We start from the raw sequence: 20,396 nt of genomic DNA, 5'->3' as shown, positions 1-20,396 counted from the left end.
CCGCCGAAGCCCCTGCCCCGGCCGCGATGCAATCACCCCGGCTGCCCATTCTGCTCGGACGCGGCCTTGGCCCGCGTCCGCGGTTTCAACAGCGGTGCCAGGTAGGAGGCCGTGACGGACTCCGAACAGCGGAGCACCTGTTCCGGCGTTCCCGAAGCTACTACCCGACCGCCGGCGTCCCCCGCCCCGGGTCCCAGGTCGATCAAATAGTCGGCCGCCGCCAAGATCCTCAAATGATGTTCCACAACGATCAGCGAATGGCCGACGTTCAGCAGCGACTCGAAGTTATCGAGAAGCTGGGTCACGTCGGCGTCGTGCAGGCCGGTGCTGGGTTCCTCCAAGATGAAAAGCGAGCCGCCCCGCCTAGCCGTTGAGAGGTGGGCGGCCAAGCGCAGCCTCTGCGATTCACCGCCGGACAGGGTCTGTGCAGCTTGACCCAAGCGGAGGTAGTCCAGTCCGACTTCGATCAGCCGCTTCAATTTGGCTTGTACCTTGGGATGACCGCGAAAGAAGGCGAATGCCTCGCGGACCGTCATTTCCAAGACGTCGGCCGGGTTTTTACCCCGATGGTACACGTCGAGGATTTCCTCGCGAAAGCGGCGCCCTTGGCAACGGGGACACGTGATGCGGACATCGGCCAGGAACTGCATGTCGATTTCGAGATAACCTTCGCCGCCGCACTCCTCGCAGGCTCCTTCATCGGAGTTGAAGCTGAAGTGCCGCGGCCCCATGCCTCGCGTGCGGGCGTCGGCCGTCTCGGCGAAGACCCGGCGAATGTCGTCCCAGATCTTGAGGAATGTCGCCACGCAGGATCGCGACGTATGCCCCGCCGGGCTTTGGTCCACGAGAATTACGTCCGCGATTTGCCCGTCGCCCAAGAGGTCGTCGTAGGGCAAGGGCGGATCGAAGGTCTTGCGGAAGCGACGGCACAACGCGGGGTAAAGCGTTTGCTGAACCAGAGAACTCTTGCCCGCTCCGCTCACGCCGCTGACCACGCAGAGAACGCCCAAAGGGAACTCGACCGTGACGTTTTTCAGATTGTGGCCCTTGGCGCCGCACAGACGGATCCATCCGTCGGCGTGCCGCCGGCGTGTTGCGCGTTCCCGGTAGCCGTGTTTGCGATTCCAATAGTCGGCGGTCAGCGTCCCGGCGGCAGCCAGTTCGGCGGGAGAGCCTTGGAACACGATTTGACCGCCGCGCTCGCCCGCCCCCGGGCCCAATTCGATCACCCGATCGGCGCTGCGCAAGAAGGCTTCATCGTGCTCCACGACTAAGACCGTGTTGCCGCGATCGCGAAGAGCGGCGACGGCTTGCACCAACCGGGCGACGTCGCGCGGGTGCAAGCCCGCGGAAGGTTCGTCCAATACGTACACGATATTTACCAACGATGAACCGAGCGTTCCGGCTAAGAGGACCCGCCGCAGTTCACCGCCGCTCAAGGTCTTGATCGGGCGGTCCAACGACAAGTAGCCCAACCCCACTTGATCCAGATAGGCAAGCCGGCCGATCAATTGCTCCAGCACGGTAGGTGCGATGCGGCTCGCTTCCGGCAAAAGCTCCAGCCGTCGGACCAGCCTCAAAACTTCAGCGACCTGGAAGCCGCAGAGTTCGGTGATATTGGGGGCTTGGGGCGAGGCGACGAGCGAGGATTCCGCTGTTGCGCCGTGCGGCTCATCCACCGCCGGCAATTCCGGCGGAAGCGGCAGCCGGACGGCCAGGGCCTCGCGCCGCAGCCGGGCTCCACGGCAGTCCGGGCAGGTGCGGTGGATCCGGTATCGCGTCAAAACGCCCCGGACGTCCGCACGATAGCGTTTCTTTTCCAAATCGCGAAAATAGCCCCGAATCCCGCCGAAACCGGTTTCCGAATCCCCTTCCAAGAGCCAGCGAATTTGTTCCTCGGTCCATTGCGAGACGGGCAGCTCGGGCGATATCCCGCGCTCGGCAGCCGCTCGTAGCATGCGGTCACGGTACTCGGAACGACCTCGGCCCTCCCACAAGACTACGGCGCCCTCCGCCAAGGATTTACCGCGATCGGGCAGAATACGGTCGAGATCCACTTCCATCACGGTCCCGAAGCCTTCGCACGTAGGACACGCACCGTGCGACGAATTGAAATTGAACAGTCGCGGCTCCGGTGCCGCATATTCCGCGCCGCACTCCGCGCAGGTCCAGCGATCGCGAAAGCTCATTCGGACGTAACGGACGCCGTCCACTTCGACGCGAGGATATGCCGCCGAATTCACCCCCTCTTCGCCGCCGGAAGGTTCGCCGGGAGGCGTAGCGTGGTTCTGAAAGGCCGACGATCCGGACGAGGCGCCTCGGGCACCGCCGGCATCACGCGGGCGATCCGCACCCTCCTGCGCCAGGACCACGCACACGCCGTCTCCCGCGCGGAACGCCGATTCCAGCGACTCCAAAACCCGAATCGCATCGGTCTGTCCCCAAATTATGCGGTCCAGCAGGACCAGCACCTCGCTCTCGGCCGGCAACGACGCGGCGAGGTCGGACGGCACTGCGTCCAAGCTGTAGGACCGATCGCCGACGATGATCCGGGTATATCCTTCCGCACGGAGTTCTTCCGGCAGACCGGTCGACTCGGTATTCCTACTTCGCGTGACGGCCGGAAAGGCCACCATCATGCGGGTCCCGCCGGGGAAAGCCTCCAATAGCCGAAGGAGGGTCCGCGGCGTGTGTTGCACGACGGGACGGCCGCACTCGGTGCAGAACACCCGGCCCAGCGAGGCGTACAGGAGACGCAAATAATCGTAGATTTCGGTCACCGTGGCCACTGTGGCCCGGTGCGATCTGGGACTTTGCCCTGCCGTGACGGCGACGGCCGGAGAAATGCCCTCGATCAGGTCGGCATCGGCCCGGGGGAGATTGTCCAGGAACTGGCGGGTGTGCGCGGAAAAGCTCTCGAGGTAGCGACGCCGGCCCTCGTTGTACACCGTATCCATCGCGAGCGACGTCTTACCGCTGCCGCTCGGACCGCACAGGACCACGAGCCGCTTCTTGGGGATATCGACGTCGATATTCTTCAGATTGTGCACCCGTACTCCGCGGAGTACGATGTTTCCCGCGAAACTCATCTACGCGCTATCCAAGGGCGGTTGCCGGGGAACGTCAAAAACCTTTAGTCTATGCCCCGCCGGCGACGCCTGTAAAGCGCGTCTCGCAAGATCCAAGCAAGGGCTGCTTTGCCGCGATCAGCAATCGTCGTGCTTGGGACGGCGGAACGGCTCCACGGAATTGGCCGGCCGCACCGAGCCGACTATCATAGAGACGTGTTGCATTTCGAACCCGAGCGCGGCTGCTGCTGATCTCGTTTGGACGCGCGGGTGCAAGGTGGAGAGAAAGGCCAGCGGATGACTTTGCGGCGTGCCTCGCGACAACGGATCGTGGTCGGCTTCTTGGCGGCGAACGTCGCGGCCTGTTTCGGCGGCTTGCACGCCGAGTCGCCGCCCAACGGTTGGCGCCTGGTGTGGAACGACGAGTTCCAAGCGGACCGGATCGACCCATCCAAATGGGATTTCGATCTCGGAAACGGCTTCTACGACTACGATGCCAACCAATGGATCACCGGTTGGGGGAACGGCGAATTGCAATACTACACGAGGGAACCGGAAAACGCCTTCGTGAAGGACGGTGTATTGCATATTCGGGCGATCAAGGAATCGCTGCACGGTTGCGGCTATACCTCGGCCCGACTGAAATCGCGCAAACGCGACGGCAGTCCCTTGTTTTGCACCACGTATGGAAGGATCGAGTTTCGGGCGAAGCTGCCCACCGGCCGCGGCATCTGGCCGGCGCTGTGGATGATGCCCCAGGAGGATAGATACGGGGCTTGGCCGGCCTCGGGAGAGATCGACATCATGGAAGCCCGAGGACACGAGCCGAACAAGGTTCTGGGAACGTTGCACTACGGAGCGCGTTGGCCCGCGAATACCCACAGCAGCCGAGAATTCGTCTTTTCCGAGGGACGAGGCATCGCCGAATACCACGTGTATGCAATCGAATGGGATCCGGGCGAAATCCGCTGGTTCGTAGATGACCGGCAATACGCGGCTCAGTCATTCTGGTGGAGTTCCGGCAAGATGGAGGGCGGACGCGGCGTCGCCCCCTCCAACGAATCGGAATTGAATCCTTGGCCGGCCCCATTCGATCAGCCCTTCTACCTCATCATGAACCTCGCGGTCGGCGGCGGATTCGTGGGGAATCCGGACCGCACAACCGCATTCCCGGCCGAAATGCTGGTCGATTACGTGCGGGTCTACGAACGAATCGAGCCGCACGACGGTCCGAAACCACGGGGAGAGGGCAAACTCCCGTTTCATCGCTAGACGCTCGGGCGTGCCGCGGCCTCGCCGCCGGCCGATCGGGTTTCCCGCTCGCTTGTCATAAGGAGTAACGCCGAAGCGCGGCGTCGCGCATTGGGGGCGATAACGTCGTCGCAAGCGTGCTGACGCCGTATGGCGCGACTCCGATGCGTCTCGCCGTCTCTGCGGCTCCCATCGTAGCCGTCACCCCCGAAGAAGAAGAACCCAAGAACGACAGGGCCCCGGCCGAGAGTACTCCACGCGTTTCCATCCTCGTAAGTCGGCGACGCTATGGGTCCGTCGGCCGCGGAACTTCTAACACGACCGGCTGTGATCGCCCGAGCAGGAGCAGGCCCTGCCCATGCACACGTCGCAATCCTCGGTTCCGAGGTCCCGGCCCTCAACCCTTGCCGGCGGCCTCGCAGAGCGCGGGGATGTCGTCGGGCGTATTCAAGATTTGGGCTACCGTCACGCGGGTAAAGGCCTGTTCCATGGCTGCATAGGCCTGATCCAATTCCCTGTGGAGCGGACACAAGCTGGTGTGCGAGGAAAGCCCCAAGGGACAACTGACGATTCGCTGGATGGTCCCCACCGCCCGGATCACGTCGAGGATGGAGATTTCCTCCGGCCGCCGTTGGAGGGCGTAACCTCCTCCCGGTCCGGGCTGGGACCGCACCAACCCCGCCCTGCCCAAATCTTGCAGCACTTTGTGTAAATAGCGGCGCGGGACCAGGATGGACCCGGCCAGCTCCTCAGCCGATCGGGGAAGGTCCGGCGTCCGCCCCAACCATACGACAGCTCGCAGTGCGTATTCAGCGGTCTTGGGCAACATTTTTTACCTCCCCTTAGATTCTACACCTTGACGTGCAGAATACAATCCGCGATAATTCTACATAAGGCCATGTAGATTTGTCTAGGTTTTGGTACTAGCCTGTTCGGACCGGCGGCGACAAGGAGATTGAGAAGGATGCGCTATCGTGGATTATGGCTGGCGTTCGCGGCGGTTGTGATCGGATCGTTCGCCGTGCTGGGTTATTTCGGTCGGGAGATTTATCGGCAGGCCCCGCCGATTCCGGACCATGTCGCGACACCGGACGGGAAGGTGGTGTTCACCGGTCAACAGATCAAGGACGGCCAAAACGTCTGGCAATCGATCGGGGGCCAACAGCTCGGGAGCATCTGGGGACATGGGGCGTACGTCGCTCCCGACTGGTCCGCCGACTGGTTGCACCGCGAGTGTCTTTGGCTGTTGGAGGATTGGTCGCGGCGGGAGCATGGAACTTCCTTCGAGTCACTGGATGCGGACGCTCAAGCGGTCTTACAGACTCGGCTCAAGAAGGAAATCCGAACCAATACGTACGACGCAAAGACGAATCAGATCACCATTTCCCCCGACCGTGCCCGAGCGACGGAGGCGCTCGGTCGGTACTACGCCGCCATCTTCGGCGACGCGGAGACCTTTCCCGAGGATTTGGCGAGGATTGCCGACGGCGGCATGTCCCCGCCGGAACTGCGATCGGCGTATGCTATTCCGCCGAACACGATCCGCGATCCTCAGCGTCACGAGCAGCTCCATGCGTTTTTCTTTTGGGCCGCCTGGGCCTGCGGCACGGAGCGCCCCAGGGAAGCAGCGGGGGATGCGACAAGCGCCGCCGGGCGAAGCTTCACCCCTGCGGCGGCTGCCGTGACGTATACCAACAATTGGCCGGCCGAGCGTCTGATCGGCAACGAACCAAGCGGCGCGATCGTGGTTTGGTCGGTTTTCAGCGTGGTGTTGCTCTTGGCCGGCATCGGCGGATTGGCCTGGTACTATGCCGCGGCTAAGCACGGCGAGGGTGAACCGTCCGGGGTTCCCTCGCAAGACCCGCTACTGGCCACACGCCCCACGCCGTCGATGAGGGCGACGCAGAAATTCTTCTGGGTCGTGGTGGGCATGATCTTGGCACAGGTCGGGCTGGGAGCCGTCACCGCACACTACGGCGTGGAGGGTCAGGGATTCTACGGGATTCCCCTGGCCGAGTGGCTGCCGTACGCCGTGACGCGCACCTGGCACACCCAGCTTGCCGTTTTCTGGATTGCCACGGCCTGGTTGGCCACGGGCTTGTTCATCGCGCCGGCCGTATCCGGTCATGAGCCGCGGTGGCAGCGGGCAGGCGTCAACTTTCTGTTCGTATGCCTGCTGATCATCGTCGTCGGCTCCCTCTTCGGCACCTGGTACGCCACGCGCCAACGCATGGGATTGGTAACCAATTTTTGGTTCGGCCACCAAGGTTACGAATACGTCGATTTGGGGCGATTCTGGCAATTGTTCCTGTTGGTGGGATTATTCCTCTGGCTGGGGCTGATGTGCCGCGCTTTGTGGCCCGCCTTCCGTCAACCCGGGGAGCACAAGCACTTGCTTGGGCTGTTCGTCGTCGCATCGGCCGCCATCGCGTTTTTTTACGCCGCCGGCATCATGTGGCAACGCCAGACGAACCTGGCGATCGCCGAATACTGGCGCTGGTGGGTGGTGCATCTGTGGGTGGAAGGTTTCTTCGAAGTCTTCGCCACCGTCGTGATCGCATTCCTCTTCACCCGGATGGGACTGCTCCGGACGACCACCGCGACGGCCGCCGTATTGCTCTCTTGCACGATCTTCTTGTTCGGCGGAATCATTGGGACGTTTCACCACCTCTACTTCACCGGCACGCCGACGGCAATTCTGGCCCTGGGCGCCAGCTTCAGCGCGCTGGAAGTCGTGCCGCTGGTATTGATGGGCTTCGAGGCGTACGAGAACCTCTCGCTGGCCCGCGTCCGCCCTTGGGTTCGCGCTTACAAGTGGCCGATTTACTTTTTCGTTTCGGTCGCGTTTTGGAACCTCGTGGGCGCGGGACTGTTCGGCTTTTTGATCAATCCGCCCATCGCGCTCTACTACATGCAAGGCCTCAACACCACGCCGGTTCACGGCCACACGGCCCTCTTCGGCGTTTACGGCATGCTGGGGATCGGCCTCACGCTCTTCTGCCTCAAAGGTCTGTCGCCGCAAACGGGGTGGCGGACGGGCGTACTGGCCGCCAGTTTTTGGGCCATCAATATCGGTCTGGCGTTGATGGTTTTGCTGTCCCTATTACCGGTAGGCTTGCTCCAGACCTGGGCTTCGGTGGAGCACGGATTGTGGTTTGCCCGCTCCGCCGAATTCCTGCAATCGGAGGGCATGGACACCCTACGCTGGCTGCGGATCGTCGGCGATACGATCTTCGCCCTCGGAATCGTGGGGCTGGGATGGTTCGTCGCCGGCCTGAAAACCGGCTGGTCATTGCAGCATCCGCGCGAAGCGTCACCTGCCGTCGAACCGTCCGCGGAACGCGCCCAAGTGGCGGCGTCGCACTGAAACCGTTTCCCAATTTCATTCGGAGGAGTGAACAATGAACCCCTTGGAATCGACTCTTGGACAATTGGTGGCGGAGCGGCCGGCCGCGGCCGCCGTGTTGGAGCGATACGGCCTGGATTATTGCTGCGGCGGAGGGCAATCCTTGGCCGAGGCGTGCCGCAAGAAAGGCATCGACGCGGAGGACGTGCTTGCAAAGATAGCGGCAGAGGAAGCGACGAGCGAGCGACGCCGAAACGAGGCCGACGTCGACTGGCTGCGGCGATCCCTGACCGAACTTTGCGATCACATCGAACGCACCCATCACGATTACCTGAAGGCGGAATTGCCGCGCCTGACGAACTTGATCGACAAGGTGGTCGGCGTGCACGGCCCGCGACATCCGAAACTTCGCGACGTCCAATTGCGATTCTCGCAATTGCGAGCCGAATTGGAGCCGCACATGATGAAGGAGGAGCAGGTTCTCTTTCCGGCCATCCGTAGGCTCGAGCAGGCGTCCGCGCCGCCGAGGTTCCCCTTCGGCGCCATCAGCAACCCGATCGCCATGATGCGGTACGAGCACGACCAGGCCGGAACCGCGCTCAAGGACCTGCGGGAACTCACGGACGGCTTTGCACCGCCGGAGGACGCCTGCAATTCCTACCGCGCGATGTTGGACGCCTTGCAGGCGCTGGAGACGGATTTGCATTTGCACATCCATAAGGAGAACAACATCCTGTTCCCTCGGGCCGAGCAACTGCATTCCGGGTCCGCCGCAGCGCACCCCTAAGGTTCGTTCGTATCGAAATGACCCCACCGCCTTCCCGGCAACCGGGGAACGACCACGATGGCCGGCTCGCCTCCTGAAATCGGTCCGATTCAAATAAAACGGGTTTACGAAACACCCGTCGAGGAAGACGGCACGCGGGTGCTGGTCGAACGGCTGTGGCCGCGCGGCATCAAGAAGGACAAAGCCCGCATTGACCTCTGGCTCAAGGCCGCCGCACCGTCGCCCCAACTGCGCCGGTGGTTCGCGCATGATCCGGTCAAATGGAAGGAATTCCAACGGCGCTACCGGGACGAATTGTCACGGAATGCCGCCGTGGGGGAACTTTTGGACCTGGCGCGGACCGGTCCTGTAACCCTGGTTTATTCCACATCCGACCCGAGGCATAACAGCGCCGTGGTCCTGCTGCGCTTCGTGCGTGCCGCGATCCGCCGTTCGCGTGCCCGGAGCCGATGACGACGTGTCGGCCTTTGGGAGTCGTCCGATCCATGACGGGACGGCCGGTCGCGGTCCGTACGGCGTGACGAACCGTGGAGCCCGCCGAGGATCTACGGCGAAGGGGCGGGCGGGCGTCGTTCGAAGTACCAGAGCCAACCGCAGCGCTCGTAGCGGCGATCGCGGCTCTTCTCGATGACGGCCAGCGTAAGCTCGAGTAGGGCGGCCCTTTGGGTGGCGGTCGGGCCCCCGGCTCGAGCCGCCATCTCGGCCAGCAAGCTCTCGCGTTGTGCCAGCAGGGCCTTCAGCTCAGCTTCTTCCTCCGCCGTCAGCTCGCGATACTTGACCACCTTGCGGTTGGAATCGCCGATGAATAAGTCGGGCCAGTGATCGCCGTTCCAATCCAGGACCGCCGGCCGCGGGGACCAGCCGGGGACGGGCGCCCAAAGCGGCGCTCCGGGCCGCTGCGGCGTTCCGGCCGGGCTTTCCTCAGAGCAAGGCTCGATCAAGGTCAGCGGCGGCGCCCAACTCGGACGCCCCTCGGACTTTAGACCGCGGCACCAATACACGGCCCCGTTGTGGCTTCCCACGATCAGGTCCAAGCGGGAATCGCAATCCCAATCGGCGGCAACCACCGAGGCGTCGTGATCTACCATCAAATCCAACCCGCCGATGGTGACGGGCTGCGGTTCTTCGAATGCCTCCTTGGTTCGGTCGCCCCCGTTCCAGGCGATCCACACTTGGCCCGCTTCGTCGCCCAACAAAAGGTCCACGTCGTCGTCCTGATCCAGGTCGGCGCCCCAAACCGAAGCGACGTAGGCCAAGCGTAACGGTTCGCCTTTGGGGCCTTGCAACGGGCGCGGCGGCGCCCATTCACCCGCCTTCGGCGATGTCGCCAACCATATCTCTCCGCGACCCGTGGCGAGTAGGAGGTCGGTCGTCCCGTCCCCATCCCAGTCCAAAAACTGCGAGACGGTCACGCCTTGAGGTTGCAGATTCGCCCAGAGGCCGCATGCCTCAAGCGGTATTCCCGCGGCAACCGCGAATCCCTCGGCCGTCTTTTGGACGAGAAATACCTCGGCGCAGCCGGTGCCGACTCCGGCGGCAACAAGGTCGTAGACCCCGTCGCCGTTCCAGTCGACGATGAGCGGCTGCAATCCCTCGGTGGGAACGGCGATGGGCGAGCCTGCGGCGAGGACTTGAACAGGCGATTCCAGCCCCGCATCGTAAACGAAATCGGGCGATTCCCTTTGGAGGCCGGTCGCCAGAATCGCTTCCGCCGTCCGTTGCAGCACCTCCGCGGCGTCCGGCGCCACATGAAGCGACGTCTTTTCATCGAGCGGGATATCCGCCGGCAAGCCCTGCGGAGACCGTCCCGAGATCGAGGCGTACAAAAGGCAGGCCGTCAGGTAGTCGGTCAATAACGTTGCACGCTCGAACGAGAGATCGGACTGCCAAGGGCGTCCCGCTCCCTCCGATTGGGCCTGCTTCAGCGCGCCGACTAAAGGCAGGTAGATCGTCGGAGTGTCCCGGGCTGCGGCTTCCGCCGCCGTGCGTCGCTCTCGGTACAGGGAATCGTTCAGCAGCGGGGAGGGCGAAAGGACGTATCGCACCGGCAGCCATTCGCCCAACACCGCCAGATCCTTCGCCACCTGATCCGGCGACCGCTTGACGACCAGACGCAAAGGATGATCGAACACGACGAGGGCGTCTTGCGAGCGGGTGTCTTCCGGCTTGACCGCCTCGGCCGCCTCCGGCAGCGGTCTGCCCTTCAGGGGAATTTCCCGTACCTCCGTCAACTCGCCGCGAGCCGCAAAAAACTTTTGCAAGATCTTGGTCACGCTTCCGGCGGAAAAGGTGTTGTCCCCTAATAAGAACACGCGACGCGGGGCGGTAACTCCCTGGGCGGCGTCGGCACCGGGCGCGGCGGCGGCAGGACCTTGCATCGCTTCCGCCGCTCCCCCCCAAATGCAAATGATGAGTTGGAATAGCGTCAGTACCCGGACGCAACGGCGATGTCGCCGTCGGCATCGCTGAGAGTCGTGCGACTCTTGGGTCGCAACCGCGTTTTGGCACGCGTCCGGCTCATTGGCCCCCCCGCGCGGATGCATGTTGCTTCCCGTTTCCGAAGTTGCGAACGGATCACCTGAAACCAAGCCGATCACCTGAGCAAGCCGCCTATACCTTCTCTTGCTTGCCCCGATTGCATTGGTTCCATGTTGGACGGCGGCCGCGGGCGTGTCAAGCAATTCGTGCGGAGGGTCGGCGGTTCCGCCGGTCGCCGCGGGCGGGCCGGTTCCTTAGCCGGGGGATGGACCGCCGTCGGCACGCGAGGCGTCAACGGCTCGGCCGCCGATGCGGCGGTACGGCCGGGTTGCGACCCACGCCGACGGCCACGGCGGGCAGCGTGGTTACGGTGGAGTCGGGCTGCAAGTTGAAAATGGTGTAACCGTCCGCCCCCAATTCCCGCGCCAGCACGATCTGGCCGATAACCTGATCCTCGCCGGACATTTGCCAAGCCCCGATGCCGGGATAAAGCGGAATCCGCCGCTGCGGCAGCTCTCGTTGACGCCGTACCAACGAGACGAATCGGGCATCGTCATTGGTGTAATCCATGGGACAGACGAAATCCAGGTAGCCCGCGTCGATCCATTGCACCCAATCCTGGCCGACGGAATCGCGGCAGGACGGATAGTCGCCGAAGACCGCCGCCGAGATTTTAAGCTCGGGACGCAAGCTCTTGGCTTCGCGTGCCACGGCGGCCACCAACCGCGTGATCTGCTCGCATCGCCACCGGCGGTAGTGTTCCTTTAGCCCGCCGGAGTAACAGTCCTGCGGCCAACGCTCCACTCGCAAACCGGTCTCCGCTTGGAACCGCCGGCGACAACCGTCGCAGTAGCAACCGTTCGGTCCGGGATAACGGATGTAGTCGAAATGCAGGCCGTCCACGGGATACTTTTTCGCCACCTCGAGCATCGATTCCAGCTCCAATTGCCGGTTCTCGGGATGAGAGGGGCAAAGCCAACCGATCGGATTGCCGTCCGGATCGACCTGCGTTCGTCCGGCCTCCCGCATCGCCGCCGCGAACTGTTTGGGCGCGGTACTCAAGTTGAAATTCACCTTCCACACGTGCACTTCGATCCCGTGGGCATGGCAGGCGCGTACGCACTGCTCGATCTGATCGCCGTATTGTTCCAAGGTCGAGCTGCGGGGCAACAAATCGCTCGGATAGTGAGCCACGCCTCCCCACAGCATGTTGGGCAGCACCATATTGAATCCGGCCGCCTTCAGTTCCTTGGCCGTCCTTTCCCAGTCGCCGGGGTAAGCTCCCAAACCTGAATGGTTCCAGTATGCGCGGCCTTCAACGGCGGGGCTGTCTTGAGCCGCCAGGTAGGCCGCGGTGAGGCGTTCACGAGCGTCTCGGACCATCGCCAAACGCGGCTGCGAGGGCGGGGCCTCTTGCGCGGTCGCCAACAGGTCCTTGCCTTCCTTCAGAGCCTGACTCGCCGAAGCGTCGCCCGCGGCATGCCGCGATACCCAATCCTCCAGGGCCGGGATGCCGTCCAGATGTCCGATCTTTCCCGCCCGCGCCACGGCGGCGTGCAGCATGACCTCGCGGAGTTCCGGCCGCAGATAGCCCAACACCGCCGCCAGCATCATTTGCTTGTTGGCCGCGTCCGAGCTGAGCAGGATATGACTGAAAAACGCGCCCCGGGGCGAGATCGTCAACGCGGCTCGGTCTGCGGCGTTTCCTTCGCGGTCGTACCACCAACCGATGACCCGGGCATCGTCCGATGCCGGCCGCACGTCCGTAATGTTCCAGGACGACTGCCGGACCGATTGCGGCAGGTCGGGAACGGCGGACGGCTCGAAGCGAATCTCCGCGAATTGCCCTTCCTGCCGTTGAGCCGCGTATCGGGCGCCGCCGATCCCGAGGTATGCATAGACGGCGTTCGGCACCTGATAGAAAAAGAATCCTTTGCTGCCGCTCCGCATGGCGGACAGTAAGGCTTCGGTCGTCTGCTCGTCCAGGAATGGGTGGTAGGGCACGATGATCAGCGGGTGCGCGGCCAGCACGCCCTCATCTACGGCATCGTCCTCCAACCAGTCGGTCCCCAAGCCCAGAGTCTCCAGGTAATCGGAGACGCGGCGGCCCGTCTCCTCGGCGGTGCGATACTCCGGCTTGGTCCCGTGTCGCTTTTGCGACGGCACCAACAGCGCGATATCGTGACGCCGCGCGGTCAGCGAGAACAGCCGGGCCGAAGCGTCCACATCCCGTCCCCGCCAAAAGGCGATGCGGATGCCGTCCACCTGATTCCATCCCGCAGGGTCCCCCTCGGTACGAAACTGCGACTTGGGGAATCGCAGGACGCTACGCTGCGATTCCGTCACTCGCCCCGATCCGGCGTACCAGCCCCGGCCGCTGCGGAAGTAGAGCGAGACCGATCCCACAGCCTCGGGGCGGTCGACGGCCGCCTCCAACAAGAACACGCCTGCCGATGATAGGTCGAGCCGGACGTCCCGATCGTGAACGCTCCTTGCCCGCTGCGTATCCGCCGCAAAGGGAAGCCGAATTTCCAAACACGCGATACCGTCTGCCTCGGCTCGGCGAACCGGTTGTGATCGCTCGTCGGGTTTCCACGCGGCTTGAGCCTCGGAATCCGCGGCGTAGGAAAACGTTTCGATCACGTCATCCTGGAATCCCGCGGATGCGCGGCCGAGTTCCTCCGCCGGAGCAAGACGCACCGTCCAAACCGGTAAAGCAAGCAACAGCAGTAGCACGGCCCGGCTTGCCCCTCTGGAACGGTGCCGGCGAGATCCCGCAAAATCACGGCTCGATGGTTGGGCGATGCGACGCGGAACCATGGTCGGGGCCTCCATTGACGGTGGAGCGGGGCAATTGGCGAGCCGTCACGATTGCGGGGAGGGGCCGCCGCAGTTCGGATCGGCTTCGACGGAGAACTCTTGCAGCAATGCGCGTAACTCGTCCTTCACGACGGGCATCGCACCCGGACGCGAGGCAATCAGCGCACCCACGCGATTGGCGAATCGGGCCTGCCAGGGTAACGGCCGGCCGTGGAGTCGGGCGAAGACCCAAGCGGCCGTGAAGGCGTCGCCCGCTCCGACCGTATCTGCGACCTCGACGGGTACGCCCGGCTCGTCGGCGACCCGGTCTTCCTCGATCAGCAAACAGCCGTTGGCTCCCCGCGTAATGCACACCGCCTGAACGCCGTAGCGATCTTGCAGTCGCGCGGCGAACTCGCGCGGGTAGCAGGGACCCAATTCCAACAATTCCGTCAGGGTAGCCTCTTCCTCTTCGTTCAGTTTCACCGCGTGGCAGAGACGAAGCGACTCCTCGATCCGCGCGCGATCGAAATAGTCTTGCCGCAAATTGACGTCGTAAACCACCAAGGCGTGATCCCTGACGGACGACAAAAGTTGCCGGATCGTATCGCGCGAAACCGGCGAGCGCTGGGCCAACGTACCGAAGCACACGGCGTCCGCGTTTTCGGATACGGACCGCCACTGCGGCGTCCATTCCATGAAATCCCAAGCCGCGTCGGGGCGGATGGTGAATCGCGGTTGATCCGGCCGCGAGGTATCGACCTCGACGGCACCGGTCGGGTGGGCGGCATCTCGCTGAATGAAGTCCGTAACGACGCTGCCGCTTTGCAGCAAAGCCAAAAGCTCGTCGCCGCGGCGGTCGGTTCCTACCCGGGAGAGCACGGCAGCTCGGCAGCCGAGTTGAGCCGCATGAAAGGCAAAGTTGGCCGGCGCGCCGCCCGGCAGCTCGCGATCCGGGAAACAGTCCCAGAGGACTTCTCCCAGCCCTAGCACCCATTTCTCTTCACTCACCGGCGTTCCCCCTATCTTCTGTTTTGTGACGCCGTTTATCGCTTCGTCGCCCGGTCAACGCAAGCGACCTCGCCCCGGCTGTGCGTGCCTCCCCGAAAGCAGGCTCGCGAGCCGACCCCACCCGGATCGGTCGTGAGCTGAGGGAGGCACCTCCGCCGCGATTCCGTTTGGGAGTCGAGCCGCCGCGGCCTGGGAACGCGCTACTGCCGCTTGGGAGGCTCCAAGAGCCCCCGATTCTTCATCCACTCGATGCAGGCGGCGGGCCACAACTCGGTGCCCGGCACGCCTTGGGCTAAACCCAGCCCATGCTTGCCCTTCTCGAAGACGTGCAGCTCTCCCGGCACGCCGGCTCGGCGGAGGGCCGAAAAGAATTGCAGGCTATTCTCGGCGGGCACGCCCGTATCTTCGTTCGTCGTCCACAGGAAGGTCGGCGGCGTCTCCGGCGTGACCTGTTTTTCGCTGGACATGCTGCGGACCAACTCGGGGTCGGGATTGTCACCCAGCAGGTTCCGCTGCGATCCACGATGGGTTTCCTTTTCGTCGAACATGATGACGGGATAGCACAAGACGGCGAAGTCCGGCCGGCAACTGACGCGATCGACGGGATCGGCGGCGTTGGGATCGCCGGCGTCAAAGTGGGTGGCCGCCGTCGAGGCCAGGTGCCCGCCCGCCGAAAAGCCCAGCACTCCGATACGGTCGGGCAGCACGCCCACTTCCTCGGCATGGGCGCGAACCCAGCGAATCGCCCGTTGCACATCCAGCATTGGGGCCGGGTGCATGTACCCTTTGTTCCTGTGACGATAGTCGAGGATGAAGCCGGCCACGCCGTGCGAGTTGAGCCACTGGGCGATCTGATGCCCTTCGTGGTCCATCGCCAAGAAACCGTAGCCACCGCCCGGGCAGATGACCACCCCGGCGCCGACGGCCGAGTCTTTTTCCGGCAAATAGATAATCAATCCCGGTTTGTCTTCCGGCTTGTCTCCCTTTGCAAGAGGCGCCCCCTGCGGCCAAAGGAGTTCCGTGGTCGGCTCCGCGGCGCGAACGCTGCCGCAAAAAGCCGCACCGATCGCACAACCCAGGATCCATAGGCCGATCCCCGCTGCCGGCCGGCTCGGACGCGCCAACAATCCCACACGCAAAAGGTGCATTCGCATCGTGGTGTCTCCTCCCACATCACGGGAACCTCGTGCCCGCCGACCGAACGGCGCCGGCCGAGCGATTTCGGAACCTCTTCCGCAGTAGGAAGTGAGTTTATCCCCTCTCGCGGCGAAAAGCAAAGGAAGGCACATCACACTATCGGGGACTCTGTCGCGCCGGCAATCGCGTCGGGCCGCCTCAAGGGCATCCGATCACATTTCGATGACGGCGGTACCGCGTTTCTTGCCGAATTTGTTCCCCCTGTCAGTCCACCCGAGATGTGGGACGAATGCGGTTCTTTCTCGAGACACACCCACCCGGGTCGCTGCATTCCGAATAATCATTAAACTTTGCGCGTTTTACTGCCGATGAATCGGGACGCGTGACTCTTTACGGAGTGTAGAGTCTCCGGCGGTGGGCGCTCGTTTCACGTCGAATCGCCGCAGCCGCCCGTGATAAGCCCAATTTTTTCGCATCCCATGAACGATCCCTCGGCCGAACGCCCTTCTCCGACGCTTGGCGACCTCCGCACGACCGTGGAGGACGAGGCGAGCGCCTTCGTCGAAACGGACCGGCCGGGCGAGCCGAGGGAATCGGAATCGGGCGTGGAGGCACGCCTGGACGCTCCCCACGTAGCGCAAAAACTACCGACGCCTCACGGCCCGGGCGTATCACCCGGCGTCAAATCGCCGCCGCACGGCGAGGATGAAGCCGCTGAAGCCGTCTTCTGCGAGGAGGAATGGGAGCTAACCGCGACCGAAACGGCATCCTTGCCCGAGCGATGGCGCCGTCATGCCCGCGAGTTGGCGCAGTATCTCCGGCAGCGCCAACGGGACTTGGACGAGCGCGAGGCCCGGCTGAACGCGGACGCCGCCAAGCTGGAGCACGAGGATCGGCTCCTCCGGCTGCTGTGGTCCCAGCGTCTGGCGGAGTGGGAGGAGAAACGACTGGAACTCGCTCGCCGCGAAGCCGAATTGGATCAACGTGAATCGACGTTACGCCGCCGTGAAGAGGAACTGGAGGAACGGGCGACGGCGAATCGTCTCCGCGAAGAGGTCTTGGATCAACGCGAGTATCAGATCGGCCTAGGGGAGTTCGATCTCGCGCGTCGTCGCAAAGAGTGGGAATCGCGCGTGCGAGCATTCGAGGAGCACAGCCGCGACTTGGAGGCCCTGGCCGCCGTTTTGGTCCCGGCCGAGGAGCGGTCACCGACCATTGCGGCAGCACTACCCGAACCTGAGCGTAGCCCGAACGGCGAGGAGGCTTGTGAAGCGCCGCCCGTCGCGCCGGATTCCGGTCCGGAAGTCGTCTCCGCGTCGTCGCCGGAGCAAACGGACGTCGGCGAAGATCCACGCCGTCGCGCGCGATCATTGGCGGAGGCGGAAGCCCAAGCCAATCACCTGCGGCATCGCGCCGAGGACTTGTTGCACGGCTTGGAGCAAGACTGCGACAAGCTGCGTCAGGAAAGCCGGGATTTGCGAAGCCGCTGGGCGACGCTGGAGCGGCAACTGCTGGCCGATTGGACGTCGCGCAACCGCGTGCTCCTGGAACGGGAACAAGAACTTCGAGCGGCGGCGGCGAAAAATCAGGCTGCCCTCGCGGCGGCCCAATCGTTGCACCGACGCGCTCTGGAGCATCGCGCGGCGGCGGAAGAACTCCTCGCGCGACTTTCCGGTCGCGCCTCCCAAGAATTGCTGCGGAAAAGACTGTCGCAATTGCGACGAGCGCTGAAGGCGGCCTACCAAGATCACGTGGAGGCGGCCGAGCAAAAGCTGGCTGAATGCCGCCGGATTCGCGAGGAAACCTCGGCTCTTCAAGAGGCTTTGGCAACGGAGTGGCGGCGGCACGATGCGGCCTTGACGGAGCGTCGCAACGAGCTGCTGGATCAAGCCCGCCAACTAACTCGCCGTGAAGAGGAACTCCGATCGGCCGAGCGCGACCGGCTGCTGGAGCGGCGGAAATCCGAAACCGTCGAGCTGCGACTGCTCACGGAAATCCACCGCCTCCGCGAACGACTTCGCAAAGCCTGCGGTCAAACCTGACTCGGACGTTCCGGCTCTTTCCCGCTTGTCCGGTCGACTCACGAATGGTTGCCGGACCAACCGCGCTTCATCCGGCCGACTAGGTTTTCGGCCAACGGAAGGCCACCGTTTGAGGGCTGATGGACGCAATCTCCAGCGTGACTTCGTCCCCCGGCTTCTTGTCGGACGGCACGTCTTGGGAATTGTTGATATGCCCCGTGCGATCGTCTTCCTTGAGCTTGGCTTTCCAACCGCCTTTTTTCGTCTTCTCTTCCAGAAGGACGGCTTGGACCCGATCTTTCGCCTTATATTCGCGTTGAGGCAACGATTTCGCCTGCGGGCGCGCGACGGAAGGCCGCTTCGGACCTTCGCCCGGCTCGACCAAGCGCCCGTAGCCGCTGGTCGTTTTCCCGCCGATACCCCAGGACTTTAAGGCATCGCTGAGCAATTCCAAGGCGGCCTCGAGCCACGGCCGCGCGGCCTCGGAGCCGGGACCTCGCCACGAGAGCGCCACGTAAAATCGCCCCGTCGCGGAAAGAAACGGCACCGGCGTCGGGCTGTCAAAATCGGTCGGCGGCTTCGAACCGTCCAGCCAATCGAGGTGGTGCGGGGTCATCACATCTTGGCACAATGGTTGCAGGGCGGATTGGGGTACGAACCACGCATCGTGAAAAACGATGCAGCCCCCGTCATCCGTCGTACCGAACAAGAGGCGATGGTAGTTCGGCTCCGGTGCCGGCCCCTTCCCGGCCAAGTATTCGCGGTAGGCTTTGTCCTCTTCCGCCGTCGGTTTCTTGAAACGGCTATCCCCGCGACTCCATACTTGATCGCAGTAATGAGCGGCCAGTCCTTTCAATGCCGAGCCGGGGATGATCGGCATGCCGTAGGTGTGGTGCAGCGTGATGCCGGTTTCCAGCACGTTCTCCACGCCCAGGCCCACGATCAACCGGCCGTCGGTCTCGAATTCCTTCGCGATATGGCCGGCGGGGAGCGATTTTTGCCATCGCCGGAAGGCGGCCGGGTAGGGCGAGGCGCGCTCGTCGTTCTGGTAGGCGGCGGCGCGGATGGCGGCATTCAATAGGTCGCGCTTCTCGGCGGGATCGCCCTCCTTGCCCGTCGCCGCTTTTGCCAGGTAGCGCTGAAGCAGCAAACCGGCATGTTCGCCGCGCTCGGATCGGGAATTCTTCAACCCCACGATGGCCTGTCGCATCTTCAGCCCTCCTTCAGCGCTTCGGTGTACCGTTTCAGCCACGAAGCCGCCGTCAGGGCGTCACGGCTCAACCGGAGGTACTCGGTCAACGGTTGCTTTCGCGCGCAATCGTCCAATTTGCCGGCATCCTTGATTTCGTCATAACCGGCCGCGCGCAACACGGCGGCCAGATCCTCCAAGTAATCGGAAAACTCCTTCGCCAGCCCGAAGGCCACGGCCTGCGCCAGGCCGCAAGCGTGGATCAAGGCGGGGAACTTTTTCGCCCGCGTCACATACTCTTCGTTCGGTTTTCCCCGCGCGCTGACCCGGTTATAGGCCGTTTGGGCGATCCTTTGACTTCGCGTGTTGCGATTCATGCCGTCACCTCCGAATAGACGCAGCGGACTTGCCCCCGCCCCACCGTCGCCTTGCCCCCGATTTGAAGAAGCAAAGGCTGTGACGCAAAACGTTCCAAAAGCGTTTGCGGTCGGATCTCTTGATCGGCCTCTCCGTTCGGCAAATAGACCCGGTCGCATTGAATGACGCCCATCAGAATCGTCTCGGCCGGCAGCGATTCCTCGGTCCATAGCGCGCCGGAATCGACGGTCTTGGTCTCGTCCGAAATTCGCACCCGGGTGTGGATTTCGGTCCCGGTTTCGCACAGGAAATCGAATGCGACGTCGGGCAAGACGACGAAGCGGCGTTGGAACTGCTCTTGCCAATCGGCGTCGTCCGGGAAAACCCAGGCGGCAATACGCGACGCCCATTGCGACGCCGTGGAACAAGGCCGGGCCGTGAAATCCATGTCCTCCAAGTAGATGACGCCGTTTTCCGTGAGCGCGGTCCGGATGTCGCCATCGGGATGATGGGCTTCCGTGTCGGCAAGCTCGTGGGGAGCCTCGGGTAAGTCGCGAACACCGGCCAAGTCCAAGGTCCGCCGCAGGGATTGCAAGGTCAGCGGCGAGGTCGTCCAAGCAAACGTGCCGCGAAAGCTACGGACGGGTAAACACACCAGATGGGCGTCCGTCGGGATGAGCGAACCGGAATTGGCCTCATTATTGGCGCCGGCCGTCCCGAAGGCCGCTCGCAGCAGTGGATCCTTCTTGCGACGGGCCTCGGTAGCCTCGCAGTAATCGGCCCAAACGCCTTTGAAGGCGGACCCGCGGATGATCGGCCTGCCGGTCACGGCGTCGCGGTCGATGGGCAGGTCGATGTACCCCAAACCGCGTCCGACGCCGGCATGCGTCGGAGAGAGGCAATGCAGCCAATAAAGTCGATGGAAACGGGATCGGGTCGTGAGCATAACAAT

Annotated in this window: 14 protein-coding genes; 5 read left to right on the top strand and 9 right to left on the bottom strand. The window is 63.5% G+C overall.

All coding sequences use genetic code 11. The annotated features are described in order from the left end of the window. Positions 1-32: 32 nt before the first annotated feature. Positions 33-3,089, bottom strand: coding sequence for an excinuclease ABC subunit UvrA (gene uvrA / locus ACZ5B4_RS00275; protein ID WP_464912435.1), 3,057 nt, complete (start codon positions 3,087-3,089; stop codon positions 33-35). Positions 3,090-3,365: 276 nt separating this feature from the next. On the opposite strand from uvrA, the gene ACZ5B4_RS00270 reads away from it, so the two are divergent. Then, entirely contained in the window at positions 3,366-4,340 is a 975-nt protein-coding gene (locus ACZ5B4_RS00270; RefSeq protein WP_464912434.1) for a glycoside hydrolase family 16 protein, read from the top strand. 376 nt (positions 4,341-4,716) lie between these two features. On the opposite strand, the gene ACZ5B4_RS00265 is transcribed toward ACZ5B4_RS00270, so the two are convergent. Beyond that, entirely contained in the window at positions 4,717-5,148 is a 432-nt protein-coding gene (locus tag ACZ5B4_RS00265) for an RrF2 family transcriptional regulator (RefSeq protein ID WP_464912433.1), read from the bottom strand. Between the two features lie 135 nt (positions 5,149-5,283). Between ACZ5B4_RS00265 and ACZ5B4_RS00260 the strand changes: the two genes are divergently transcribed. The 3 genes from ACZ5B4_RS00260 to ACZ5B4_RS00250 are packed head-to-tail and all read left to right on the top strand — an operon-like array spanning position 5,284 to position 8,905. Further along, the gene (locus ACZ5B4_RS00260; protein ID WP_464912432.1) at positions 5,284-7,686 is read left to right on the top strand and encodes a nitric-oxide reductase large subunit; all 2,403 of its coding nucleotides are present in this window, start codon (positions 5,284-5,286) and stop codon (positions 7,684-7,686) included. 34 nt (positions 7,687-7,720) lie between these two features. Continuing rightward, positions 7,721-8,452 carry an iron-sulfur cluster repair di-iron protein gene (ric, locus tag ACZ5B4_RS00255; protein ID WP_464912431.1) on the top strand — a complete coding sequence of 244 codons (732 nt, stop codon included), beginning with the start codon at positions 7,721-7,723 and terminating at the stop codon, positions 8,450-8,452. A gap of 57 nt (positions 8,453-8,509) precedes the next feature. Then, a complete protein-coding gene (locus ACZ5B4_RS00250; protein ID WP_464912430.1) occupies positions 8,510-8,905 on the top strand; it encodes a DUF488 domain-containing protein in 396 nt (131 codons plus the stop codon). Between the two features lie 92 nt (positions 8,906-8,997). On the opposite strand, the gene ACZ5B4_RS00245 is transcribed toward ACZ5B4_RS00250, so the two are convergent. The 4 genes from ACZ5B4_RS00245 to ACZ5B4_RS00230 all read right to left on the bottom strand — a co-directional run bounded on the left by ACZ5B4_RS00245 (position 8,998) and on the right by ACZ5B4_RS00230 (position 15,894). Further along, positions 8,998-10,995 carry an FG-GAP repeat domain-containing protein gene (locus ACZ5B4_RS00245; RefSeq protein WP_464912429.1) on the bottom strand — a complete coding sequence of 666 codons (1,998 nt, stop codon included), beginning with the start codon at positions 10,993-10,995 and terminating at the stop codon, positions 8,998-9,000. A 226-nt stretch (positions 10,996-11,221) separates the two neighbouring features. Next, positions 11,222-13,666, bottom strand: coding sequence for a glycoside hydrolase family 10-like protein (locus tag ACZ5B4_RS00240; RefSeq protein WP_464912428.1), 2,445 nt, complete (start codon positions 13,664-13,666; stop codon positions 11,222-11,224). Between the two features lie 129 nt (positions 13,667-13,795). Next, positions 13,796-14,740, bottom strand: a complete 945-nt coding sequence (locus tag ACZ5B4_RS00235; protein ID WP_464912427.1) for a carbohydrate kinase family protein — start codon at positions 14,738-14,740, stop codon at positions 13,796-13,798. Between the two features lie 200 nt (positions 14,741-14,940). After that, positions 14,941-15,894, bottom strand: coding sequence for an alpha/beta hydrolase (locus ACZ5B4_RS00230; protein WP_464912426.1), 954 nt, complete (start codon positions 15,892-15,894; stop codon positions 14,941-14,943). A gap of 462 nt (positions 15,895-16,356) precedes the next feature. Here ACZ5B4_RS00230 and ACZ5B4_RS00225 point away from each other — a divergent pair, with 462 nt between their 5' ends. Beyond that, on the top strand, positions 16,357-17,919 hold the full coding sequence (locus ACZ5B4_RS00225) for a coiled-coil domain-containing protein (RefSeq protein ID WP_464912425.1): 1,563 nt from the start codon (positions 16,357-16,359) through the stop codon (positions 17,917-17,919). Positions 17,920-17,998: 79 nt separating this feature from the next. Here the strand turns inward: ACZ5B4_RS00225 and cmr6 are convergent, their stop codons facing one another. The 3 genes from cmr6 to cmr4 are packed head-to-tail and all read right to left on the bottom strand — an operon-like array spanning position 17,999 to position 20,390. After that, a complete protein-coding gene (cmr6, locus tag ACZ5B4_RS00220; protein WP_464912424.1) occupies positions 17,999-19,108 on the bottom strand; it encodes a type III-B CRISPR module RAMP protein Cmr6 in 1,110 nt (369 codons plus the stop codon). Positions 19,109-19,110: 2 nt separating this feature from the next. Further along, entirely contained in the window at positions 19,111-19,464 is a 354-nt protein-coding gene (locus ACZ5B4_RS00215; protein WP_464912423.1) for a type III-B CRISPR module-associated protein Cmr5, read from the bottom strand. Beyond that, a complete protein-coding gene (cmr4, locus tag ACZ5B4_RS00210; RefSeq protein ID WP_464912422.1) occupies positions 19,461-20,390 on the bottom strand; it encodes a type III-B CRISPR module RAMP protein Cmr4 in 930 nt (309 codons plus the stop codon). Before cmr4 ends, ACZ5B4_RS00215 begins: the two co-directional genes overlap by 4 nt. Between the last annotated feature and the right edge of the window lie 6 nt (positions 20,391-20,396).

The organism is Thermogutta hypogea, from assembly GCF_055386265.1.
The sequence above is the reverse complement of the archived record's forward strand: the minus strand, read 5'-3'. Positions and strand labels throughout refer to the sequence as shown.